A 23,510-nucleotide genomic window follows, 5' to 3' on the forward strand; every position below is an offset into this window, starting at 1 on the left:
ATGCACATTGGAGAGGAGAAAGAAAAACCCTTGATTTTTAAATCAAGGGTTTTTCTTTCTAAGAACGTGCTTGCCCATTTCCATAAATAACATATTTTGTCGAAGTAAGCTCTGCTAAGCCCATAGGTCCACGGGCATGTAATTTTTGCGTACTAATGCCGATTTCGGCGCCAAATCCAAATTCAAAACCGTCCGTGAAACGAGTTGAAGCATTCGCATAAACAGCGGCTGCATCCACTTGTTGTAAAAATTGTTGTGTGGCAAAGTAATTATCACTAATAATACTTTCAGAATGTTTTGTATTGTAGCGATTAATATGCTGGATGGCTTCGTCCAAAGAATCAACGACTTTCACTGCTAAGATAAAGTCGAGAAATTCCGTTTCCCAATCTTGTTCAGTCGCTGGAATGGCTTCTTCAAAAATCGCTAACGCACGTTCATCTGCTCGAAGTTCCACGTGAAACTCCTTCAAGGCTTTTTCAATTGTTGGTAAAAAGGCTTCAGCCACCTCTTGATGAATTAATAACGTTTCGGCGGCGTTACAGACAGAAGGACGTTGACATTTAGCATTGACAATAATTTCAGTTGCCATTGTTAACTGGGCGTCTTTGTCCACGTAAATATGACAATTGCCCGTGCCCGTTTCAATAACAGGAACAGTGGCTGTTGTCAAAACAGTTTTGATTAAGTTGGCGCCGCCACGTGGAATGAGGACATCCAAATAGTCATTTAAGCGCATAAGTTGTTGAGCTGTTTCTCTAGAAGTATCATCAACAAATTGAATGAGATGGGGAGAAACGGCTTCTTGGATTAGCGCTTCTTGTAAAATTGTCACCAATATCTGATTGGAGTGAAACGCTTCTTTTCCGCCTCGAAGAATAACAGCATTTCCTGATTTGAAACAAAGGCTAGCGGCATCTGTTGTCACGTTTGGCCGCGATTCATAAATGATTCCAATAACACCTAAAGGCACGCGTTGTTGCCCAATTAACAGCCCCGCTTCATTGCGCCACATTTTATCTACTTCCCCAATTGGATCGGGTAAAGTAGCGACTTGGCGTATGCCCTCGGCCATCGCTGTGATCCGTTCTTCTGTTAAACGTAAGCGGTCTTGCATTGTTTCAGAAATTCCGTGGGTAGCGGCTTGCTCTAAATCTAATGCGTTTGCTTGTAAAATGCGGGGCGCATTGGCTTCAATGGCTGCGGCCATTTTGTTTAACAAAGTATTTTTTTGACGAGTATCCATCAAGCCTAGCGTATAAGAGGCTTCTTTAGCTTGTTGCCCTAGTTGCTTTAAATCAGTCACTTTCATGCCCTCCTTTAATAAATAACGTACCGATATCTTTTCCTTCTAAAATTTCAAAAATGATTTTTGGCTGCTTTCCGTTTGCTAAAATCATCGCCTGTTGATTAGCTAACACACGTTCAGCAGCTTTTAATTTACTAGACATCCCACCAGTGCCAAAGCGGCTCCCCTTACCACCGGCTAATTGGAACAAGTCTTCATTAATTTCATTGATTTCAGAAAATAACGTGGCTTCTTTGTTGACAGTAGGGTTGTCTGAAAAGAAACCATCAATATCTGATAACATAACTAACAAGTCAGCTTGAACAATTTGGCAGACAATGGCAGACAATTGATCGTTATCCCCGAACTTGGTTAAGTGATCCAATTCTTCAATTGCGACAGTATCATTTTCATTGACGATAGGAATAATATTCATTTTTAACAGTTGTTCAAAAGTATTGGTAACATTATTGCGACTTTCAGGATATTCAATAACATCACGAGTTAATAAAACTTGTGCCATTTGTTGGCTATAGGTTGAAAACCGCTGATTATAAATGTTCATTAATTCTGCTTGGCCGACTGCAGCGACTGCCTGTTGTTCGGGAATTGTCGTTGGGCGCACAGATAGATTTAATTTATTCAGTCCGACACCAATTGCGCCAGAAGAAACTAAAATAATTTCTTTGCCTTGGTTGCTTAAATCACTCAAAGTAAAGGCTAATTGATCAATTGCTTTTAAGTTAATATTGCCATTGGGATAAATCAGAGAACTGGTTCCGACTTTGATCACAATTCGTTTGGCCTGTTGGAGTTTGTTTCTCATAAGTGCCTCGTTTCTTTTTACAGTAAAATTTGACACTCATTATAACAAAATCAGCGGCTACTAGAAAGTGCTAAATAATGAATAGTAAAGAAAGTTTAATGAAAGTGTGAACTTTTTGAGGGAATCTTGGGACTTTTTGGGATTTGGTCTGTTTATTTTAAGAGAAGATGATAGACTAAAAGAAGGAAAATAAACAAAAATTCTCCTCTTTTTTGCGTAGTCTAGATTAACTGGGCTTTTAGAAATGAGAAACTTACTAAAAACAACCAGAGTATCAGAGATTATGGTAAAATAGGAGTAGTTTAGACAGTAGGGGAGAATGAATATGAAACAACGTGGTTTTGAGATTATTTCTAAGTATCAAGAAGAGGGCTTGAGTGTCCCACAACGAGCAACAAAAGGTGCCGCGGGGTATGATTTTCAAGCAGCCGAAACGGTCGTTGTACCAAGTCTTTGGAAGTTACAACAAGCTGGAGAAAATCCCAAACCAATTTTAGTTAAAACAGGAATTAAGGCGTATATGCCTGATTCTGAATATTTAGAATTGGTGAGTCGTTCTTCGAACCCGCTAAAACGGTTCCTACTTTTAGCGAATGGTGTCGGAGTCATTGACAGAGATTATTATAATAACGAGAATAACGAAGGACATATCATGTTCCAATTTTTAAACTTTGGATATGAAGATGTTGTCATTGAAAAAGGTGAACGAATTGGCCAAGGGATTTTTAAGCCGTTTTTATTAGCGGATGATGACCAAGTCGAGGCAGAAAGAACGGGCGGTTTTGGTTCGTCTGGACAAAAATAAAGCCCATTTTTTCAGTAGGCAACGTTATTCAAACCATTTAATAAATGTTAAAATAAACAACAGATAAGGAGATTCTACATGGCAAAAAAAGCAAAAGTTCAATTTGAATGTCAAAGCTGTGGGTATGTGTCTCCAAAATATCTCGGCCGCTGTCCTAATTGCGGACAATGGAATTCGATGGTGGAAGAGGTTATTCAAGATACTTCTGATCGTCGTGCTAGAGTAAGTTTGACTGGTAAAAAGACACAACCACAACGGCTATCTGAAGTCGTACCTAAAAAAGAGCCGCGTGTAAAAACTGAATTAGTGGAGCTGAATCGGGTTTTAGGTGGTGGCGTTGTTCCAGGTTCGTTAGTTTTAATCGGTGGCGATCCCGGAATAGGTAAGTCAACATTGCTCTTACAAGTATCGCAACAATTAGCAGCCACAGGTGGTACGGTTTTATATGTTTCTGGTGAAGAAAGTGCTGAGCAAATTAAATTACGAGCGGAGCGTCTAGGCACCGTCAACGAGACATTTTACTTATACGCAGAAACAGATATGCACGAAATATCACGAGCCATTGAAAAATTAGAACCAGACTATGTCATTATTGACTCGATTCAAACAATGACGCAGCCAGATGTTACCAGCGTTGCTGGTAGTGTCAGTCAAGTCCGAGAAACAACTGCCGAATTATTGAAACTGGCAAAAACGAATGGGATTGCCATTTTTATTGTCGGACACGTAACGAAGGAAGGGTCTATCGCAGGGCCACGGATGTTGGAACATATGGTAGATACGGTTCTTTATTTTGAAGGAGATAAGCATCACACCTTTAGAATTTTACGGGCTGTCAAAAATCGGTTTGGCTCAACGAATGAGATTGGTATTTTTGAAATGCAGACACATGGATTGGTTGAAGTTATGAATCCTTCTCAGGTCTTTTTAGAAGAACGTTTAGAAGGAGCCACCGGATCTTCAATTGTGGTAGCAATGGAAGGTTCACGCCCTATTTTGGTGGAAATCCAAGCGTTAGTTACCCCAACGATGTTTGGCAATGCCAAGCGAACGACCACCGGGTTGGACTTTAATCGCGTTTCTTTAATCATGGCGGTTTTAGAAAAACGGGCAGGCCTTTTATTACAAAACCAGGATGCGTATCTAAAAGCGGCTGGTGGAGTCAAAATTAATGAACCAGCTATTGATTTAGCGTTAGCAATCAGTATTGCTTCTAGCTATAAAGAAAAAGGAACCTCATCTTCGGAATGTTTCATTGGTGAGATTGGTTTAACTGGTGAAATTCGCCGCGTGAATAGTATTGAACAACGAGTGCGTGAAGCGCAAAAACTAGGCTTTACAAAAGTCTATGTTCCTAAAAATAACCTTGGTGGCTGGGAAGCGCCTGAAGGGATTGAAATTATTGGCGTTTCAACAATTGGTGAAACGTTAAGAAAAGTTTTTAAATAATGAAAGTAGAAATAATCCGTTTAGGTTGTTGGTGGCGTATGATTTTTGTACGCCCCACAACACTAGACGTCTTTATTAAATAAACGAGGAGGATGGCTATATGCAAAAACGAATCATCACGTTGCTGATGATCATTGCTGGTGCAAGTTTAGGAATTTCTCTTTTCCCAATGGCTTGGGAAATGGCTAAGCAAGGCAATAACAGTTGGTTAAACAATAACTTTACGAACGGATTAATCGGTGCAATTATTTTCTTTATTTTATCTTTAGGGTTAGCAAAGTATATTGTTTCCGCTGTCAAAAAAATCGAAGCAGCTTTAAATGAAATGAGTTTAACCTATTTATTATTTGGAAGTATTGGTGCCATCATTGGTTTAACAATTGGCGTCATTATCTCCATTCCAATGTACAACTTACAAATTCCTGTCGTGAATAGTTTACTACCAATTCTAGTTATGATTATTCTGGGTTACTTAGGTTTCCGAATGGGAACAACACGGATTGAGGAGTGGAAAAAAGTTTTCACACCTCGCCAAAAGAAAGCAAATACGGAAGACACCGAAGGACAAATGTTGGAACGTAAAGTGGAAGACAACTTCCATAAATACAAAATTTTAGACACCAGTGTCATCATTGATGGCAGAATCTACGATATCGCTAAAACAGGCTTTTTAGAAGGTGTTTTGCTCATCCCTAACTTTGTTTTATATGAATTACAATACATTGCTGATTCTGGAGACAGTTTAAAACGGGTGAGAGGTCGTCGTGGCTTAGATATTTTAAATGCTTTACAAAAAGAAGAAGGTATCTCCGTTGAGATGTATGACGGAGATTTCGAGGATATCTCTGAAGTAGACAGTAAATTAATCAAATTAGCAAAATTATTAGATGGCGTGGTTGTGACCAATGACTACAACTTAAATAAAGTCTCTGAATTTCAAAATGTGCCTGTTTTAAACATTAATGCTTTAGCTAATGCTGTGAAACCAGTGGTGATTCCAGGTGAAACGATGAATGTGATGGTTGTAAAAGCCGGAACAGAGCGTCAACAAGGGGTCGCTTACTTAGATGATGGCACAATGGTTGTGGTAGAAGATGGCCAGCATTACATGAATGAGCAAATCGAAGTGGTCGTCACAAGTGCTTTACAAACCGCAGCTGGGCGTATGATTTTTGCCAAACCGGCACACGCGGGTCGCGGGATTAATGATCGCAAGGATAACCATCCTAAAAACGATAAAAATTAAGCAAAGTGAGGACTTAGTATGATTCGAATCGGTCAAGGTTTTGATGTTCATCAATTAGTTCCGCAACGACCTTTAATTATTGGTGGGGTTACTCTTCCTTATGAAAAAGGTCTGTTAGGTCACTCAGATGCCGATGTTTTAACACATGCAATTATTGATGCAATCCTTGGTGCCGCTGGTCTGGGTGATATTGGGCAACTGTTTCCCGAAACCGATCCGCAGTTCAAAAATGCGAATTCTGTAAACTTATTAACAAAAGTAAATGAAAAAGTTGGGCGGTCGGGCTTTACTATTGGCAATATTGATTGTACAATTTTAGCGGAAGAGCCAAAGATGAGCCCATACTTGGCAGAGATGAAAAAGAATCTAGCCGCGAGTTGCCACTTAGCGGTCACACAAGTGAACATTAAGGCAACGACCATGGAAACGATGGGCTTTGTTGGTAAAAAAGAAGGAATCGGCGCAATTGCCGTTGCTTTATTGGAAAAATAACTGAAAACGACGTTAAACCGTCTGTTTTTAAAAAATGGAAAGAGGAATGAACATGACGAAAGTTCGTGTGCGTTACGCACCAAGTCCAACTGGACACTTGCACATTGGGAATGCAAGAACAGCATTATTTAACTACTTATTTGCCCGCCACAATGACGGAGAATTTATCATTCGTATCGAGGATACCGACCAAAAACGGAACATCGAAGACGGCGAGAAAAGTCAGTTGGAAAACTTAGCATGGTTAGGGATGGAATGGGATGAATCACCTGCTCATCCGGGAGAATATGGTCCATATCGTCAATCAGAACGTAAAGAAATTTACCAACCATTGATTGATCAATTATTAAGTAGCAATCGTGCGTATAAGTGTTATTGTACGCCAGAAGAATTAGAAGCAGAACGTGAAGCACAACAAGCTCGTGGGGAAATGCCTCACTACGCAGGCACTTGTGCGAATTTAACACCTTCTGAACAAGCAGCCAAAGAAGCGGCTGGTCTAGAACCAGTGATTCGTTTCCGTGTGCCACGTAACACAGAATACAAATTTGATGACATCGTGAAAGGTGAAATTACTTTTGAGTCAGATAACATTGGTGGCGATTTTGTCATCCAAAAACGCGATGGGATGCCAACGTATAACTTTGCCGTTGCAGTAGATGATCACTTAATGAAAATTTCTCACGTTTTACGTGGCGATGATCACATTGCGAACACACCAAAACAATTAATGATTTACGAAGCGTTTGAATGGACACCACCTGTCTTTGGCCATATGACCTTAATCATTAATTCAGAAACTGGCAAAAAATTGAGCAAACGTGATGAAACAATTTTACAATTTATTGAACAATACCGTGAATTAGGTTACTTACCAGAAGCCATGTTCAACTTTATTGCTTTACTAGGATGGTCTCCTGTTGGCGAAGAAGAAATCTTCTCACAAGAAGACTTGATTAAATTGTTTGATGAACAACGCTTAAGCAAGTCACCAGCGGCCTTTGATGCGAAAAAATTAGAATGGATTAACAATCAATACATGAAACAAATGGACTTAGGTGAACTAACAGATATGTGTATTCCTTATTTAGTCGCTGACGGTCGTGTTGAAGAAAATCCATCTCCTGAAAAAATCGAATGGTTAAAACAATTAGTTAGCTTGTATCAACCACAAATGAGTTATGCAGCTGAAATTATGGAACTATCAAACTTGTTCTTTAATGAACATCCAGTTTTAGATGATGCTGCGAAAGAATTCTTGCAAGGAGAAACAGTGCCAACTGTGTTACATGCGTTTAAAGAACAATTAGAAGCCTTGGACGTTTTCGATGTCCCAAGTATTAAAGCAGCGATTAAAGCCGTCCAAAAAGAAACCGGCGTTAAAGGCAAAAACTTGTTTATGCCAATTCGAATTGCTGTTTCTGGACAAATGCATGGCCCTGAATTAGGCGAAACCATCGAATTATTAGGCAAAGAAAAAGCATTAGATCATTTAAATAAAGTGTTATAAAAACACAAAGAATAGAAGAAGTAGACAATCAGATGGATTTCAGAGACGCTGTGGGTGGTGAGAACAGCGAGCATCTTTTGTCGAAATGCATCTATGAGTGGCTTTGGTGAAAAAAGTAACCGAAGACGTCGGCAGGCGTTAACTGTATCGAGGCAAGAGCTAGTTCTTGTGAAGAAAAGTGGAACCACGCATGGGCGTCTTTTAAGCAACGTTTTTTTGTTGCTTAAAAGACGTTTTTTATTTTTGTATAATAGAAAGGAGTTCACCCTATGAGTTGGTTGAAACGTAGCGTCGCAGCTGTTAAAAGAAACGATCCTGCAGCGCGGACCACACTAGAAGTTCTTTTAACGTATCCTGGCTTGCACGCCCTGTTTTGGCATCGCTTGTCTCATTTCTTATATAGGCATCAGTTGTTTTTGTTGGCGAAGATTCATGCACAATTTTGGCGTTTCATAACGGGCGTAGAAATTCATCCCGGAGCCACAATTGGAGCGGGAGTTTTTATCGATCACGGCATGGGCATTGTGATTGGGGAAACCGCGGAAATAGAAGAAGATGTTGTTTTGTTTCACGGAGTGACGTTAGGTGGGACCGGTCGTGATACGGGTAAACGCCATCCAACAGTGAAAAAAGGAGCGATGATTTCGGCACGAGCTCAAATTTTAGGGCCAGTTGTGATTGGTGAACGTTCAAAAATTGGTGCGGGTGCTGTTGTTATTTCAGACATCCCAGCAGATGCCACAGCTGTGGGTGTTCCTGCGAAAGTCGTTCGTCTAAATGGAAGAAAGGTGGAAAAAGGGCATGATTAAAATTTATAATACATTGACCAGAGAAAAAGAAGTATTTACGCCAATTGAGGCGCGTAAAGTTCGGATGTATGTCTGCGGACCAACCGTGTATAACTATATCCATATCGGTAATGCGCGCAGTGCGATCGCCTTTGATACGATTCGTCGTTATTTTGAATATCGTGGGTATGAAGTGAATTATGTCTCGAACTTTACAGATGTCGATGATAAAATTATCAAGGCAGCTAAAGAATTGAAAATTACTGCGCCGGAAGTGGCGGAGCATTTTATCAAAGCCTTTGAAGAAGACACGCAAGCATTGAATGTCCAACCAGCAACGTTACATCCTCGGGTGATGGACCACATGCCTGATATCTTAGCTTTCATCGAAGTTTTAATTGAAAAAGGTTTTGCTTATGAGGTCGCAGGTGATGTGTATTATCGCACCCGTAAATTCCCTAATTATGGTAAATTAAGCCATCAATCGATTGATGAACTAGAAGTGGGGGCAAGTCAACGAACTGGCGTTGAACAACAATTAAAAGAAGACCCATTGGATTTTGCTCTTTGGAAAAGTGCCAAAGAAGATGAAATTTCTTGGGATTCTCCTTGGGGGAAAGGACGTCCCGGCTGGCATATTGAATGCTCTGTCATGGCGACAAAACACTTGGGAGAGACGATTGATATTCACGGTGGTGGACAAGATTTAGAATTTCCACATCATGAGAATGAAATTGCACAGAGCGAAGCCAAAACAGGCCATACCTTTGCCAATTACTGGATGCATAACGGCTATGTCACAATTGGTGAAGACGATGAAAAAATGAGTAAATCCCTAGGTAACTTCATTACTGTTCATGAAATGATTCAAAAAGTGGATCCGCAAATTTTACGTTTCTTTATGTCCACCACCCAGTACCGTCGCCCGATTCGTTATAGCGAAAGCACTCTAAAAGAGGCAGCAGCCAATTATCAAAAATTGAAAAATGCGTTTGAAAATTTACGTTTTAGACAAGCAGATGCGGTCGCAAGTTTGCCAGAGGATGAACACTATTTGGCTCAATTAAACGAATTAGAACAACGTTTTATTACGGAAATGGACGATGATTTCAATGCAGCTAACGGGATTACGGTCGTTTATGAATTAGCGAAGATGATGAATCAGTACAGTGAACAAGCAACAGTTTCGGAACCAATTCTAGTGGCGATGGATAAGCTTTTCAGTGGCTGGTTAGCTATTTTTGGTTTATTCTTTAAAAACGAAGAATTAGTGGACGCACAAGTCGATGCGTTAATTGAAGAACGGAACCAAGCACGGAAAGACCGTGATTTTGCCCGAAGTGATGAAATCCGCGATTTATTAAAAGAACAAGGCATTGTTTTAGAAGATACTCCGCAAGGAACGAGATGGAGAAGAAGTGAATGAGAGATTACAAACAATTAAACGGTTTAGCTTTGGCCTATGTTGGCGATGCGATTTATGAAATTTACATTCGTGATTATTTAGTTTCCTTGGGACAAACGAAACCGAATGTTTTGCATCGCATGGCGACACATTACGTGTCAGCAAAAGCCCAAGCAAGCTTAATGCAAGCGATGTTAGCGGGAGAAATGCTAACGGAGGAAGAAGAAGTGATGTACAAACGCGGTCGGAATGCGAAAAGTCACACCTTTGCCAAAAATGCTGATGTGACGACCTATCGGGTAGCGACCGGTTTCGAATCCTTGATGGGTTATTTACATTTAACACAACAAAAAGAACGTTTAGAAGAATTAATTAACTGGTGTATCAAGAAAGTAGGTGAAACCAATGAAAAATGAAAAATCTCGTCCTTTTAAAAAAGGTAAGAAACGTCCAGAACGTTCAGATAAGCGTTCAAAAGAACGGAACCCACGACCAGCGACAGCAGGTGCTGATGGAACCTCAGAAGAGCTAGCAGATAACTTTGTCTTTGGTTTCCATGCCACTGTTGAGGCGTTGCAGCAAGGACGCGGGAATAAATTGTTTTTACAAGAAGATGCTCGTGGCGAGAAAATTGAGCAATTAAAACAAGCAGCGAAAGAACAGGCTGTTCCAGTCAAATGGGTGCCTAAAGCAAAATTAGATACGATGAGTGATCACGGCGTGCATCAAGGCATGGTTTTAGCAATCACGGCGTATCAATATTTAACTTTAGAAGAATTATTGGAACAAACAAAAGAAAAGACAGCAACACCATTTTTCCTAATTTTAGATAGTCTAGAGGACCCACATAACTTTGGCTCAATTTTGCGAACAGCTGATGCGACAGGCGTGGACGGTATTATCATTCCGAAACATCGTGCAGTGGGAATTACACCAACCGTAACCAAAGCGTCAACAGGGGCCGTGGAACATATTCCAGTGGCTCGTGTAACGAATCTAGCGCAAAGTATTGCAACGCTAAAAGAGAATCAATTTTGGATTTTTGGTACAGATATGTCTGGGACGGATTATCGTCGCTGGAATACACAAGGCGCAATTGCCTTAATCATCGGAAATGAAGGTCGTGGCATGAGTCAAGGTCTTCATAAAGAAGTGGATGAATTATTAACGATTCCAATGACTGGACACGTTCAAAGCTTAAACGCTGGTGTGGCTGCAGGCTTGCTAATGTATGAAGTCTATCGTGGCCGCAACCCATTATAGAAGAAGGCGATTGTATGAAAAAACAATTGTTAATCGTTGATGGCTATAATATGATTGGTGCTTGGCCAGAATTGGTCCAGTTGAAAAAGCAAGAGCGTTTAGAGGATGCGCGTGAACTGCTTCTTAGTCGTCTGTCCAATTATGCCAAATATGAAGGGTTGGAAATCATTGTGGTCTTTGATGCCCAGTTAGTCCCAGGCATTCAGCAAACGTACAAAAAGTACCTTTTGACCGTGGTTTTCACCAAAGAAGATGAAACAGCAGATAGTTATATTGAACGTCTAGCTGGTGAAAAAAATGATCGTTTAACGCAAGTAACAGTCGCAACGAGTGATTTGGCTGAACAATGGGTGGTCTTTTCACAAGGTGCATTGCGGACTTCGGCCAATGAACTTTACAAAGCTGTCCAGAAAGCAGAAAAGACGATTGCCATTCATGCAACGGATATCCATTTCCAGCAATTTCGTCGAAATTCTCCATGGAACGTGGAGCAGTTATCAAAACTTTCTGAGAAGCTAGAAGAATTGTCTCAAAAAAAAGATTAAACAAATGTTCGCTTAAGTCATAAATTTCTAACATGCTATGCTCTCCTAAATCATTCGATACGTTTATCGAAAAGGAGGGCTTTTTATGTTAGAACAGATTCAACAAGCATTAGCAGGAGACCAAGAACAATTTCAAGCCTTATATGGGCAATATCAGCCAGTGATTTATAAGTGCATGAAAAAATACTATTTAAAAGATTATGATACTGAGGACTGGCTTCAAGAAGGACGAATTGTCTTCTTTCGGACGTTAGAACGATTTGATTCAGAAAAACAAGCATCATTAGGAAAGTTTTTTAAACGAAATTTTGAAAATCACGTACATAGCTTAATTCGCCATCAATGCGCCTATAAGCGGCGAACAGATACCTTGTCTATTTCTCTGGAACAACGATTAGAAAGCGCTGGTGAAGAGTTAGTGGACTATTTAGGGACAGCGGCTACCGACCCATTAGGTCAATTAATGATTCAAGAAAAATTGGCAGCTTTTCCGACACGTCTTTCCTCGTTGGAACAACAAATTTTAAACGCATACTTAAAAGGCTACACGTTAGAAGAAATCGCTAAAGTACGTGGGGGAACTTTTTCAGCTGTCCGAAGTGCCTATGATCGTGCCAAAGCAAAAATGAAATATACATTAGAAAATGAATAAAAATTCGACAAAACAGCCGGTTTGTCGAGCAAAAGTAGTTGCAAACAGACTTCTAGTATGATAAACTTGAAATTTTTTAAAAAAAGTGATATAATGTTTCTCGAGGTGAATGCAATGCCAACAACGTTATCGTCAATTAAGAAAGATTTGGAAGGCCGTATCGGCAGTGAAATTATGTTAGTTGCTCAGACTGGAAGAAAGCGCCAAACAGAACGTAAAGGAATCTTAACGGAGACTTATCCATCTGTTTTTGTTGTTGACTTGGATCCAGACGAGAACTCATTTGAACGTGTATCTTATAGCTATTCAGATGTTTTAACACGCACCGTTGAAATCGAATTCATCGGTCAAGCCGTATAATTTAGAAAGTCCGCTTAGGAGTGAAGGAAGAGCCCTTCGTTCCTAAGCTCTTTTTAATTTCAGCCATCTGTCGTCAGAGAAAGAGCAATCTTCGGTGTACTTCTTCATGGACATATGATAGAATCTAAAAGATTAAAATGTTGGTAGACAAAAGATTAAGGAAGGTGAATCAGGGAACCGATGGAAATAATCGAACGAGCTCCTGCGAAAATTAATCTTGGGTTAGATGTTCTGCATAAACGTGTGGATGGCTATCATGAAGTTGAATCTATTTTTGCAAGTGTAGATTTAGCCGATCATTTAACTTTTGAAAATCTAGAAGAAGACATCATTCGTATTGAAACGGACAGCTCTTTTTTACCCGTGGATCGACGGAATCATGTCTATCAAGCAGTTGACTTATTAAAGCGTACCTATAATATTCATAAAGGAATTAAAATATATATTGAAAAACGTATCCCTGTGGCAGCTGGTTTAGCAGGTGGTAGCAGTGACTGTGCCGCAGCATTACGAGGCTTGAACAAGCTGTGGAATCTGGGGTTGACGATGGACGAACTCTGTGAAATTGGCAGCCAAATTGGTATGGATGTTCCTTATTGTTTAAGGGGCGGAACAGCCTTTGCAAACGGACGTGGGGAGAAAATTGAAGCATTACCGACCATGCCTCAATGTTGGATTGTGTTAGTTAAACCAAGAATTAGTGTATCCACTAGTACCGTTTTTAATGATTTAGCGGTAGATGAATTGCACCATCCAGATATTGCTGGACTAAGAATAGCTATTGAAAATGGTGATTATACTGGGATGACCCAAACGGTCGGCAATGCGTTGGAAAGTGTCACGATTGCCAGACATCCGATCGTGCAACAAATCAAGGATCGCATGCTGAAGTACGGCGCTGATGCAGCGTTGATGAGCGGCAGTGGACCGACAGTCTTTGCTTTATGTGAAAAGAAAACACGAGCACAACGGATTTATAATGGACTTAAAGGCTTTTGTGAAGAAGTTTATTTGGTTCGGACATTGAAATAAATAAAAACAACAGAGCGTGGAGCAAAAACCCAAAGTGATTTTTGTCCCACGCTCTGTTGTTTTTTTAAATTTATTCCTTGACGTCCCGTGATCCATTTGGTACATTATTCCTGGCAAATCGTAAATATTACGGTTTATAATAGGTAAATCGAAAAGAGGACAGAACATGACGAAAATCTACCGCCGTTTGATAATCGGCGTTACTTTAGCAATCAGTGCTTTTCTTTTAGCTAGCTGTGGGCAAACCACACAATCGCCAAAAGAGAAGAAAGAGCTCACGGTAATGACTACTTTTTATCCGATGTACGACTTCGCAAAACAAGTCGTTGGTGATGAGGGAGAGGTTGAGCTGTTGATTCCAGCTGGAACGGAACCACACGATTATGAACCAAGCGCAAAAGACTTAGCGAAAATTACTGATGCGGATGTCTTTGTTTATAATAGTAAAGAGCTAGAAACTTGGGTTCCGAATGTTATTGAAAACTTGGACACGAAAAAAGTTTCAATCGTGGAAGCCAGTCAATCCATTCAATTGATGCAAGGAACAGAAGAGGAAGAATCTGGCGAAGAAGGTCATGAAGGCCATAACCATTCCCACGAACTGGATCCGCATGTCTGGTTAGATCCCGTGTTAGCGCAAAAAGAAGTAACAGCGATTCGGGATGCGCTTATCAAAAAATATCCTGAGAAAAAAGCCGTATTTGAAAAAAATACCGCTGCTTATTTGGAAAAATTGATTGCGCTAGATAAGGAATACCAAGCTGCGTTTGCAGGCGCTAAAAATCGGACCTTTGTGACGCAACATGCTGCATTTGGCTATTTGGCAAAACAATATGACTTGACCCAAGAACCGATTGCTGGGATTTCTCCAGACCAAGAACCTTCGCCAAGTCGTTTAGCCGAATTAAAAAAATATATTAAAACAAACAATGTTTCTGTGATCTATTTTGAAGCATCGGCTTCTACAAAAGTAGCCAAAACATTGGCAGATGAGACAGGCGTCGAATTAGCCGTATTGAATCCTTTAGAGAGTTTAACTCAAAAAGAACAAGAAGCAGGCGAGAACTACGTGTCTGTCATGAAAGAAAACCTCGCTGCTTTACAAAAAAGCATTCATTAATCTGGCAACAGAAAGGAGCCAACTTATGCATTATATTGAAGTCGAAAATTTAACCTTCTATTATGATGATGAACCTGTTTTAGAAGATGTTTCTTATTATGTTGATCCAGGGGAATTCGTTATTTTAACAGGAGAAAATGGCGCTGCCAAGTCAACGCTGATCAAAAGTACCTTAGGGTTATTAAAACCAACAAGTGGCAAAATTACGGTCGCTAAAAAAAATAGTGCTGGTGAAAAAATCAGCATTGGCTACATTCCACAACAAGTCGCTTCTTTCAATGTGGGCTTTCCTAGCACCGTCATTGAATTAGTACGTTCAGGTCGTTTTCCCAGAAATCGTTGGTTCAAACCGTTGACGAAAAAAGATCATCTTCATGTGGAAAAAGCTTTGAAATCAGTGGACATGTGGGAAATGCGCCACAAACGAATTGGCGAGCTTTCTGGCGGGCAAAAGCAACGAATTAGTTTAGCACGAGTGTTTGCGACTGATCCAGATTTGTTTATTTTAGATGAGCCAACAACAGGTATGGATGAACAATCGCGAAACGAATTTTATCAATTGTTGCAACACAGTGCGCATGAACATGGAAAAGCTATTTTGATGATTACGCATGATCATGAAGATATCAAAACCTATGTGGATCGTCAAATTCGTCTTGTCCGCAAAGAAGATTCGAAATGGCGTTGCTTCCATATGAGTGAAGAATCGTATACGTAAATTTTCCAATAAAACGTTATCTGGCTCGATAATAACGAAAGCCTAGGAACGGCTTAAAGAAATGTTGGAAAAATTTAAAAAATAAGCAGGAATTAAAAAATTAATTCGCTTAAACGTCGCTACAATGGTAGTGTTCATTTTAGCGGTAAGGAGTGAATCGTATGGCAGAAATGCTTTCTTATGCATTTATGCAAAAGGCCTTTTTAGCAGCACTGTTTATCTCAGTGATTGCTCCAATGCTCGGCGTCTTTCTAGTTATTCGCCGACAATCTTTAATGGCAGATACCCTTTCACATGTGTCATTAGCCGGTGTGGCTCTAGGCTTCTTTTTTAATTGGAATCCTAATTTAATGACCTTAATTGTCGTGATTGTGGCTGCAATCATTCTAGAATATTTACGAATGATTTATAGCACCTATTCAGAAATTTCGATTGCTATTTTAATGTCAGGCGGTTTGGCTTTGGCGTTAGTTTTAATGAATTTAACAGGAGGCAATTCAGCTGCTAGTATTCAATCGTATTTATTTGGTTCCATCGTCACGATTACGTGGGATCAAGTGGTTATGTTGGCAATTTTATTCGTAGTTTTAGTTCTATTGTTTATGTTATTTAAACGTCCAATGTATGTTTTAACATTTGATGAAGATACTGCTCATGTTGACGGGCTACCTATTCATTGGATGTCGATGCTTTTTAATGTAATTACTGGTGTGGCGATTGCTGTGATGATTCCGATCGCGGGAGCCTTGTTAATTTCAGCAATTATGGTCTTACCAGCTGCGATAGGTATGCGAATTGGTAAAGGCTTCAACACGGTGATCATCATCAGTGTGTTTATGGGCTTGATTGGCATGCTAACAGGGCTGACTAGCTCGTATTATTTGGAAACACCACCGAGTGCAAGCATTACCCTAATTTTTATTGGTTTATTCTTATTAGTCAATATTTATCGCCGAGTGGTTGTTATGGTCCAACGAAAACAAAAAATGCAAAGAAACTAAGGAGAAAAACGAAAGTTTTTCTCCTTTATTTCTTTTTTTTAAAAGAAATGGCGAACTATTTTCAGTTATTTGAAAAAAATCCTCGAATTTTTCGGTTAAACCCCTTATAATAAGGAACGATAGAATGAAAAGGAGTGACGAATTTGAAAATTCGGAGAAGTGAACGATTAATCGATATGACCCAATATCTTTTAGATCATCCCCATACATTGGTTTCTTTGACATATTTTGCTGACCGATACCAATCTGCCAAGTCTTCCATTAGTGAAGATTTAGCAATTGTTAAAAAAACATTTAAAGAACGTGGAACAGGTATTTTAGAAACGATTCCAGGCGCTGCAGGCGGTGTCCGCTTTATCCCTGAAATTCCTTATGAGGAAGCGGAGCAGTTGATTATGGATTTGTGTGATCGTTTGTCAGAACAAGATCGCTTATTACCTGGGGGTTATGTTTATCTTTCAGATTTACTTGGGGAACCGAATTTATTAAGACAAGTGGGCCGGATTATTGCTTCTAAATATTTAGGCAAACAAATTGATGCGGTAATGACCGTTGCGACCAAAGGAGTGCCAATTGCGCAAGCTGTGTCTTATTACTTAAATGTTCCGTTTGTGATTGTTCGTCGCGATTCTAAGATTACTGAAGGTTCAACGGTGAGCGTGAACTATGTATCAGGGTCTTCAGAACGTATCGAAAAAATGGAACTTTCAAAACGCAGCTTAAAACGCGGATCAAAAGTTTTAGTCGTGGATGACTTCATGAAAGGCGGCGGCACCGTCAATGGTATGAAGAGTATGATTGAAGAATTTGAAGCAGAACTTGTGGGCATTACCGTTTTTGCTGAGTCAAAATTCAATGGCCGTCGTGCAATCGATGACTATACTTCGCTATTGTACGTGGAAGATGTGGATACACAAACAAAAACGATTAGCGTAGTCCCAGGAAACTATTTCACAGAGAAATAATTTGAAAAAGAACCTGAAAATGGTCCATTCCATTTTCAGGTTCTTTTTTTCTGTTTTATTCCTTTAAAAAAAGATGAGAAAATAAATTGGTCTACCTTTTAAATGCCTTATTTTGTTGAAAAAGACAAAAGAGTAAGATAAACTAGAAAAGGTATAATGAAGACGATTTAGAAGAAAATCAAACAATTTAGTTAATTTGAGGTGGCAAACGTGGAAAATAGATACGCAATTATTTTAGCAGCTGGTAAAGGAACACGCATGAAATCTAAACTTTATAAAGTATTGCATCCAGTTGCTGGTAAACCAATGGTCGAACATATTTTAGATCAAGTAGAACAAACAGAACCAACAGAAATCGTGACGATCGTTGGACACGGGGCGGAAATGATTAAAAGCCATTTAGGTGAACGTAGTCAATATGCCTTACAAGCTGAACAATTGGGAACTGGGCATGCAGTCATGCAAGCACAAGAGTTATTAGGTGGTAAACAAGGAACAACATTAGTTATTACAGGGGATACGCCGTTATTAACTGCGGAAACCTTGAAAAACTTATTCGATTATCATCAAGGTAAGAATGCAAGTGCGACTATTTTAACAGCGCATGCGGAAGACCCAACAGGCTATGGTCGAATTATTCGTGACCATGTGGGCATTGTTGAACGAATCGTGGAACAAAAAGATGCCAGTGAAGAAGAAGCACGTGTTCAAGAAATTAATACAGGAACCTTCTGTTTTGATAATGAATCATTGTTTGAAGCGTTAGCGAAAACAGATACAAACAATACACAAGGGGAATACTATTTAACAGATATCATTGAAATTTTGAAAAAAGAAGGCAAAGCTGTCGCTGCTTACCAAATGGCAGACTTTGACGAAGCAATGGGTGTAAATGATCGTGTTGCTTTATCCACTGCTAATAAAATTATGCATCGTCGTTTAAATGAGATGCATATGCGAAATGGTGTTACATTTATTGATCCAGATACAACATATATTGATGAAGGCGTGGTAATTGGTTCAGACACAGTCATTGAAGCGGGAGTCACTATCAAAGGAAAAACAGTGATTGGCGAAGATTGCTTGATTGGCGCACATTCAGAAATCGTTGATAGTCATATCGGCAATCAAGTGGTTGTTAAACAGTCTGTGATTGAAGAAAGTGTGGTTCACGAGGGGGCCGATGTGGGTCCGTATGCACATTTACGTCCTAAAGCAGATGTGGGGGCAAACGTACACATTGGTAACTTCGTGGAAGTAAAAAATGCAACAATCGATGAAGGAACAAAAGTGGGCCATTTAACATACGTTGGTGATGCAACATTAGGCAAAGATATTAATGTCGGTTGCGGCGTTGTTTTTGTTAATTATGATGGCAAAAATAAACACCAAACAGTCGTGGGTGATCACGCGTTTATTGGCTCTGCAACGAACATTGTTGCGCCAGTCACGATTGGTGATCATGCGGTGACTGCTGCTGGTTCAACCATCACAGAAGATGTCCCTTCAGAAGATTTGGCGATTGCCCGGGCACGTCAAGTGAATAAAGAAGGCTATGCTAAAAAGTTACCTTACATGAAGGATTAACCTCAAATAAAAAAGAACGCTCTTTTGCTTAAGCAAAAGAGCGTTCTTTTTCCTCCTTAAAGACTAGACCAATTTCTGCTAATATTTGTTTAGAGGCATTCAAGGACTAGACCAATGCTGTTTATTCGGTATTTTTAGTTATTTTTTTCAAAAAAATAGTTTTTGTTCTGCTTTTCCAATATAAAAAGACTTTCTTTTTTTATAAAGTTCGTGTTTTGGTCAAAATTACTATTTTTTTCACAAACAAATCCGCTGTATTGTCCAAAAATAAAAACAATTTACAGGAAAAACATCTTATTTTAACGGAATTTACTGTTTTTTATTTAACGGATATATTATGATAGGAAAAGAAGAGCAACGTGATGGGGGAAGGCTCTTTTTGTTGTTTGTTACTTTGACAATTGTTTGTTGCAAATGGGTTGAAACACAAGGAGGAAATTTGTGAAAAAGTTGAGCTTTAAAAAAGTGAAGTGGGGCATGCATTTTTTAATGGCTGTTGCGTTGATAGCGCCAAGCGTTACTAGTACGGCATATGCAGTAGAAACAACGAGTCAACAAAGTTCAGAAGCAGTAACAAGTACCACCGATTCAAGTAGAAAACAAGAACCAGTCATTACACAGGAAACAACAGACATCAAACAAGAAGCACCAAATCAGGCTACGAGTGACAGTGTCAAGCAGTCACAAGAAACCACAGCACCAACAGAGACGACGAATTTAGAAACGTCAACCGCTGAAAAAGAAGAAACGAGCACGCCGCAAAAAATAACAATTTTAGGTACGTCAGATGTTCATGGTCAATTATGGAATTGGTCTTATGAAGATGATAAAGAACTACCAGTTGGTTTGTCCCAAGTAAGTACAGTCGTCAACCAAGTCCGGGCGCAAAACCCAGCAGGCACCGTTTTAATTGATAATGGCGACAATATTCAAGGCACTATTTTAACAGATGACTTGTATAATAAAGCGCCTTTAGTGAATGAAAAGACCCATCCAATGATTACCGCCATGAATGTGATGAAGTATGATGCAATGGTTTTGGGAAATCATGAGTTTAATTTTGGTTTACCGTTAATCCAAAAAATTCAACAAGAAGCCACTTTTCCAATCTTGTCTGCGAATACCTACAATAAGGAAGATGGTCGTCGTTTTGTTAAAGGGACTACCACGAAGGAACTTGATTTTAATCAAGATGGGCAGCCAGATTTAAAAGTTGGGATTATCGGCTTAACAATTCCGCACATTCCTTTGTGGGATGGCCCTCGTGTTACTTCGCTTAATTTTTTACCTTTGAAAGAAGAAGCAGAAAAAGCAGTTGCTGAGTTGAAAACTAACGATCAGGCTGACATTATTGTTGCTTCGATTCATGCGGGACAACAAAATAGTGATCCGGCTGCCAGTGCCGACCAAGTAATTGAAAATGTCGCGGGGATTGATGCGTATATTCTAGGTCATGACCACCTTTCTTTTACCAAACAAGGAGCAGCGCCGAATGGAAAAACTGTACCGGTAGGGGGACCGAAAGATACGGGGACAGAAGTTGTCAAAATTGATCTTTCAGTTGCTAAAAATGCCGATAAGTGGGAAGTGCAAGAAGGTACAGCAACGATTGTACCAACAACGAATGTTCCAGCAGATGAAGCAGTTAAGGCAGCGACAAAAGAATACCATGAAAAAACGCGAGCGTTTATTCAGGAGGAGATCGGCACAGCAACAGCTGATTTTTTACCAAAACAAGAAATTAAAGGAATTCCCGAAGCACAATTACAACCAACAGCGATGATTTCTTTAATTAATAACGTTCAAAAAGAAGTAACAGGCGCACAATTAAGTGCGGCAGCGCTGTTTAAATACGACAGTAAATTACCTGCGGGGAAGATTTCCTATGCTACGATTTTTGATATCTACAAATACCCAAATACCTTAGTGAGTGTTCCCATTAACGGTGAAAACTTACTGAAGTATTTAGAAAAACAAGGGGCGTACTATAACCAAACGCAGCCAGATGATTTGACCGTTAGTTTTAATCCAAACATTCGTGTATATAACTATGACATGATTTCTGGAGTGGACTACAAGATTGACATTTCAAAACCAGTGGGTGAACGAATTGTAGATGCGAAAATTGACGGCCAACCGTTGGATCCTGCCAAAGAATATACGATTGCTATGAATAATTATCGTTACGGCGGTTTAGCTAGCCAAGGGATTCAAGTAGGAGAACCTATTAAAAATTCTGATCCAGAAACCTTACGAGGAATGATTGTTGATTATATTAAGAAAAAAGGAACGCTTGATCCAGAACAAGAAATCGAACGAAATTGGTCAATTATTGGGACAAATTTTGATGAAAAATGGCGTGCCAAAGCAATCGAATTAGTGAATGACGGCACTCTTCAAATTCCGACTTCTCCTGATGGACGTACACCAAACGCCGCTGCTATTACGAAACAAGATGTCCGTAATGCGGGCTTTGATTTAGATAATGCATATACCATTATGCACACAAATGACGTTCATGGCCGACTAGAAGCAGGGAAAGGCGAATTAGGTATGGCGCGTCTAAAAACCTTTAAAGACCAAGAAAACCCAACCTTGATGGTGGATGCAGGGGATGTTTTCCAAGGATTACCAATCTCCAATTTCTCCAAAGGCGCGGATATGGCCAAAGCAATGAATGAAGTTGGTTATGATGCCATGGCGGTGGGAAATCACGAGTTTGATTTTGGTTTAGAGATTGCACTAGGTTATAAAGACCAACTGAATTTTCCGATTTTATCTAGTAATACGTATTACAAAGATGGCAGTGGACGGGTTTTTGATCCGTATACAATCGTAGAAAAAGCCGGGAAAAAGTTTGCCATTGTAGGTGTGACGACCCCAGAAACAGCAACGAAAACACACCCGAAAAACGTGGAGAAGGTGACATTTAAAGACCCGATTCCAGAAGTAGAAGCAGTGATTAATGAAATTAAAGAGAAGTACGCGGATATTCAAGCTTTCGTAGTTACTGGGCATTTAGGCGTAGATGAAACGACGCCGCATATCTGGCGTGGTGATACGCTAGCAGAAACCCTTAGTCAAACATATCCTGAGTTAGATATTAATGTGATTGATGGACATTCGCATACAGCCGTCGAAAGCGACAAACGTTATGGCAAAGTGATCTATGCTCAAACAGGTAATTATTTAAATAATGTTGGGATCGTCACAGCACCAGAGAGTGAACCAACTAAGAAAACAGCAAAATTGATTTCAGCAGCAGAGTTGCTAGAATTGCCAGAAAACCCGGCAGTTAAAGCCATCGTTGATGAAGCACGAACGAATTTTAACGCTGAAAATGAAAAAGTAATTGTCGATTATATTCCATTCACATTGGATGGACAACGAGAAAATGTGCGCACACGAGAGACCAACTTAGGGAATTTGATTGGTGATGCGATTATGTCATATGGCCAAGACGCGTTTAGTCAACCTGCTGATTTTGCAGTAACTAATGGTGGCGGCATTCGCGCTGATATTAAACAAGGGCCAATTAAAGTTGGGGATGTCATTGCTGTGTTACCTTTTGGCAATAGCATTGCGCAAATTCAAGTAACCGGCGCTCAAGTTAAAGAAATGTTTGAAATGTCTGTTCGTTCGATTCCACAAAAAGATGAGAATGGCACAATTTTACTAGATGATGCTGGCCAACCAAAACTTGGCGCAAATGGTGGTTTCCTACATGTTTCAAGCTCCATTCGTATCCACTATGATTCCACAAAACCAGGTACTCGCTTGGCTAGTGACGAAGGCAATGAAACAGGACAAACGATTGTCGGTAGTCGCGTATTAGGAATAGAAATTAAAAATCGGCAAACACAAAAGTTTGAACCATTGGATGAGAAGAAACAATACCGGATGGCTACCAATGATTTCTTAGCTGCTGGTGGTGATGGTTACGATATGCTAGGTGGTGAACGAGAAGAAGGGATTTCACTAGATGCTGTCTTAATTGAATACTTAAAAAGTGCAACCAGCTTGCGGTTGTATCGTGCAGCAACGACGATTGATTTAGCACAATATAAAGAACCATTCCCAGGCGAACGAATTGTTTCTATTTCGGAAGAAGCTTACAAAGAGTTAATCGGTGGAGGAGAGACGCCAAAACCAGATCCAAAACCAGATCCAAAACCAGATCCAAAACCAGATCCAAAACCAGACCCGAAACCAACACCAGAAACACCAGTAGCAACCAATAAACAAAACCAAGCGGGAGCAAGACAGAGCAATCCATCCGTAACAGAGAAGAAAAAGTATGGCGGCTTTTTACCTAAAACGGGTACAGAAACAGAAACGCTTGCATTATATGGTTTACTGTTCGTTGGACTTTCTTCTTCTGGCTGGTATATTTATAAACGACGTAACAAAGCTAGTTAGTCATTTTTTAAGAACCGTCCTTCGGGATTGGTTCTTTTT

Annotated in this window: 21 protein-coding genes and 1 other annotated feature; of the genes, 19 read left to right on the plus strand and 2 right to left on the minus strand. The window is 39.8% G+C overall.

Going from position 1 to position 23,510, the window contains the following annotated elements; genetic code table 11:
- Nucleotides 1-58: 58 nt before the first annotated feature.
- Together IGL42_RS00170 and proB are read right to left on the minus strand one after the other, a co-directional pair.
- On the minus strand, nucleotides 59-1,312 hold the full coding sequence (locus tag IGL42_RS00170; RefSeq protein WP_002385467.1) for a glutamate-5-semialdehyde dehydrogenase: 1,254 nt from the start codon (nucleotides 1,310-1,312) through the stop codon (nucleotides 59-61).
- A complete protein-coding gene (proB, locus tag IGL42_RS00175) occupies nucleotides 1,299-2,114 on the minus strand; it encodes a glutamate 5-kinase (RefSeq protein WP_002389550.1) in 816 nt (271 codons plus the stop codon). Before proB ends, IGL42_RS00170 begins: the two co-directional genes overlap by 14 nt.
- A gap of 319 nt (nucleotides 2,115-2,433) precedes the next feature.
- On the opposite strand from proB, the gene IGL42_RS00180 reads away from it, so the two are divergent.
- The 19 genes from IGL42_RS00180 to IGL42_RS00270 all read left to right on the plus strand — a co-directional run bounded on the left by IGL42_RS00180 (nucleotide 2,434) and on the right by IGL42_RS00270 (nucleotide 23,471).
- Nucleotides 2,434-2,919 (plus strand): dUTP diphosphatase, encoded by a 486-nt coding sequence (locus IGL42_RS00180; RefSeq protein WP_002356049.1) that lies wholly within the window; start codon nucleotides 2,434-2,436, stop codon nucleotides 2,917-2,919.
- A 78-nt stretch (nucleotides 2,920-2,997) separates the two neighbouring features.
- Entirely contained in the window at nucleotides 2,998-4,368 is a 1,371-nt protein-coding gene (gene radA / locus IGL42_RS00185) for a DNA repair protein RadA (RefSeq protein ID WP_002356050.1), read from the plus strand.
- 100 nt (nucleotides 4,369-4,468) lie between these two features.
- Nucleotides 4,469-5,614, plus strand: coding sequence for a PIN/TRAM domain-containing protein (locus tag IGL42_RS00190; protein ID WP_002368622.1), 1,146 nt, complete (start codon nucleotides 4,469-4,471; stop codon nucleotides 5,612-5,614).
- An 18-nt stretch (nucleotides 5,615-5,632) separates the two neighbouring features.
- Nucleotides 5,633-6,106 carry a 2-C-methyl-D-erythritol 2,4-cyclodiphosphate synthase gene (gene ispF / locus IGL42_RS00195; RefSeq protein ID WP_002359233.1) on the plus strand — a complete coding sequence of 158 codons (474 nt, stop codon included), beginning with the start codon at nucleotides 5,633-5,635 and terminating at the stop codon, nucleotides 6,104-6,106.
- Nucleotides 6,107-6,158: 52 nt separating this feature from the next.
- Nucleotides 6,159-7,616 (plus strand): glutamate--tRNA ligase, encoded by a 1,458-nt coding sequence (gene gltX, locus IGL42_RS00200; protein WP_010710957.1) that lies wholly within the window; start codon nucleotides 6,159-6,161, stop codon nucleotides 7,614-7,616.
- Nucleotides 7,615-7,821, plus strand: a binding site (T-box leader). (Overlaps the previous gene by 2 nt.)
- A 64-nt stretch (nucleotides 7,822-7,885) precedes the next feature.
- Nucleotides 7,886-8,425 carry a serine O-acetyltransferase EpsC gene (gene epsC, locus IGL42_RS00205; protein WP_002356054.1) on the plus strand — a complete coding sequence of 180 codons (540 nt, stop codon included), beginning with the start codon at nucleotides 7,886-7,888 and terminating at the stop codon, nucleotides 8,423-8,425.
- Nucleotides 8,418-9,830 (plus strand): cysteine--tRNA ligase, encoded by a 1,413-nt coding sequence (gene cysS / locus IGL42_RS00210; RefSeq protein ID WP_010710958.1) that lies wholly within the window; start codon nucleotides 8,418-8,420, stop codon nucleotides 9,828-9,830. The genes epsC and cysS overlap by 8 nt, the downstream gene beginning before the upstream one ends.
- Nucleotides 9,827-10,225: a Mini-ribonuclease 3 gene (locus IGL42_RS00215; RefSeq protein WP_002356056.1), complete on the plus strand. Its 399-nt coding sequence runs from the start codon at nucleotides 9,827-9,829 to the stop codon at nucleotides 10,223-10,225. The genes cysS and IGL42_RS00215 overlap by 4 nt, the downstream gene beginning before the upstream one ends.
- The gene (rlmB, locus tag IGL42_RS00220; RefSeq protein ID WP_002378685.1) at nucleotides 10,215-11,072 is read left to right on the plus strand and encodes a 23S rRNA (guanosine(2251)-2'-O)-methyltransferase RlmB; all 858 of its coding nucleotides are present in this window, start codon (nucleotides 10,215-10,217) and stop codon (nucleotides 11,070-11,072) included. The genes IGL42_RS00215 and rlmB overlap by 11 nt, the downstream gene beginning before the upstream one ends.
- A 14-nt stretch (nucleotides 11,073-11,086) precedes the next feature.
- Nucleotides 11,087-11,617 (plus strand): NYN domain-containing protein, encoded by a 531-nt coding sequence (locus tag IGL42_RS00225; protein WP_185776361.1) that lies wholly within the window; start codon nucleotides 11,087-11,089, stop codon nucleotides 11,615-11,617.
- A gap of 85 nt (nucleotides 11,618-11,702) precedes the next feature.
- On the plus strand, nucleotides 11,703-12,269 hold the full coding sequence (locus IGL42_RS00230) for a sigma-70 family RNA polymerase sigma factor (protein ID WP_002356059.1): 567 nt from the start codon (nucleotides 11,703-11,705) through the stop codon (nucleotides 12,267-12,269).
- Between the two features lie 57 nt (nucleotides 12,270-12,326).
- Nucleotides 12,327-12,629: a Veg family protein gene (locus IGL42_RS00235; RefSeq protein WP_002383497.1), complete on the plus strand. Its 303-nt coding sequence runs from the start codon at nucleotides 12,327-12,329 to the stop codon at nucleotides 12,627-12,629.
- 180 nt (nucleotides 12,630-12,809) lie between these two features.
- Entirely contained in the window at nucleotides 12,810-13,661 is an 852-nt protein-coding gene (ispE, locus tag IGL42_RS00240; protein WP_002356061.1) for a 4-(cytidine 5'-diphospho)-2-C-methyl-D-erythritol kinase, read from the plus strand.
- A 166-nt stretch (nucleotides 13,662-13,827) separates the two neighbouring features.
- Complete coding sequence (locus tag IGL42_RS00245; RefSeq protein WP_010710959.1) at nucleotides 13,828-14,781, plus strand: metal ABC transporter substrate-binding protein; 954 nt, start codon at nucleotides 13,828-13,830, stop codon at nucleotides 14,779-14,781.
- A 25-nt stretch (nucleotides 14,782-14,806) separates the two neighbouring features.
- Entirely contained in the window at nucleotides 14,807-15,499 is a 693-nt protein-coding gene (locus tag IGL42_RS00250; RefSeq protein WP_010710960.1) for a metal ABC transporter ATP-binding protein, read from the plus strand.
- Nucleotides 15,500-15,660: 161 nt separating this feature from the next.
- The gene (locus IGL42_RS00255) at nucleotides 15,661-16,500 is read left to right on the plus strand and encodes a metal ABC transporter permease (protein ID WP_002383493.1); all 840 of its coding nucleotides are present in this window, start codon (nucleotides 15,661-15,663) and stop codon (nucleotides 16,498-16,500) included.
- Nucleotides 16,501-16,643: 143 nt separating this feature from the next.
- Nucleotides 16,644-17,465: a pur operon repressor gene (gene purR, locus IGL42_RS00260; protein WP_002381336.1), complete on the plus strand. Its 822-nt coding sequence runs from the start codon at nucleotides 16,644-16,646 to the stop codon at nucleotides 17,463-17,465.
- Nucleotides 17,466-17,666: 201 nt separating this feature from the next.
- On the plus strand, nucleotides 17,667-19,052 hold the full coding sequence (gene glmU / locus IGL42_RS00265) for a bifunctional UDP-N-acetylglucosamine diphosphorylase/glucosamine-1-phosphate N-acetyltransferase GlmU (protein ID WP_016618502.1): 1,386 nt from the start codon (nucleotides 17,667-17,669) through the stop codon (nucleotides 19,050-19,052).
- 441 nt (nucleotides 19,053-19,493) lie between these two features.
- On the plus strand, nucleotides 19,494-23,471 hold the full coding sequence (locus IGL42_RS00270) for a 5'-nucleotidase C-terminal domain-containing protein (protein WP_104842577.1): 3,978 nt from the start codon (nucleotides 19,494-19,496) through the stop codon (nucleotides 23,469-23,471).
- The last annotated feature ends 39 nt before the right edge of the window (nucleotides 23,472-23,510 follow it).

The sequence above is a fragment of the Enterococcus sp. DIV0712 genome (assembly GCF_050554855.1).
Taxonomy (GTDB): domain Bacteria; phylum Bacillota; class Bacilli; order Lactobacillales; family Enterococcaceae; genus Enterococcus; species Enterococcus faecalis.

Coding starts and splice junctions, on each gene's coding strand:
- IGL42_RS00255 (WP_002383493.1), top strand. CDS start 15,661: ATGGCAGAAATGCTTTCTTATGCATTTATGCAAAAGGCCTTTTTAGCA.
- IGL42_RS00170 (WP_002385467.1), bottom strand. CDS start 1,312: ATGAAAGTGACTGATTTAAAGCAACTAGGGCAACAAGCTAAAGAAGCC.
- gltX (WP_010710957.1), top strand. CDS start 6,159: ATGACGAAAGTTCGTGTGCGTTACGCACCAAGTCCAACTGGACACTTG.
- IGL42_RS00235 (WP_002383497.1), top strand. CDS start 12,327: ATGATAAACTTGAAATTTTTTAAAAAAAGTGATATAATGTTTCTCGAG.
- radA (WP_002356050.1), top strand. CDS start 2,998: ATGGCAAAAAAAGCAAAAGTTCAATTTGAATGTCAAAGCTGTGGGTAT.
- ispF (WP_002359233.1), top strand. CDS start 5,633: ATGATTCGAATCGGTCAAGGTTTTGATGTTCATCAATTAGTTCCGCAA.
- cysS (WP_010710958.1), top strand. CDS start 8,418: ATGATTAAAATTTATAATACATTGACCAGAGAAAAAGAAGTATTTACG.
- IGL42_RS00180 (WP_002356049.1), top strand. CDS start 2,434: ATGAATATGAAACAACGTGGTTTTGAGATTATTTCTAAGTATCAAGAA.
- IGL42_RS00215 (WP_002356056.1), top strand. CDS start 9,827: ATGAGAGATTACAAACAATTAAACGGTTTAGCTTTGGCCTATGTTGGC.
- epsC (WP_002356054.1), top strand. CDS start 7,886: ATGAGTTGGTTGAAACGTAGCGTCGCAGCTGTTAAAAGAAACGATCCT.
- IGL42_RS00225 (WP_185776361.1), top strand. CDS start 11,087: ATGAAAAAACAATTGTTAATCGTTGATGGCTATAATATGATTGGTGCT.
- ispE (WP_002356061.1), top strand. CDS start 12,810: ATGGAAATAATCGAACGAGCTCCTGCGAAAATTAATCTTGGGTTAGAT.
- proB (WP_002389550.1), bottom strand. CDS start 2,114: ATGAGAAACAAACTCCAACAGGCCAAACGAATTGTGATCAAAGTCGGA.
- IGL42_RS00230 (WP_002356059.1), top strand. CDS start 11,703: ATGTTAGAACAGATTCAACAAGCATTAGCAGGAGACCAAGAACAATTT.
- IGL42_RS00250 (WP_010710960.1), top strand. CDS start 14,807: ATGCATTATATTGAAGTCGAAAATTTAACCTTCTATTATGATGATGAA.
- IGL42_RS00190 (WP_002368622.1), top strand. CDS start 4,469: ATGCAAAAACGAATCATCACGTTGCTGATGATCATTGCTGGTGCAAGT.
- rlmB (WP_002378685.1), top strand. CDS start 10,215: ATGAAAAATGAAAAATCTCGTCCTTTTAAAAAAGGTAAGAAACGTCCA.
- IGL42_RS00245 (WP_010710959.1), top strand. CDS start 13,828: ATGACGAAAATCTACCGCCGTTTGATAATCGGCGTTACTTTAGCAATC.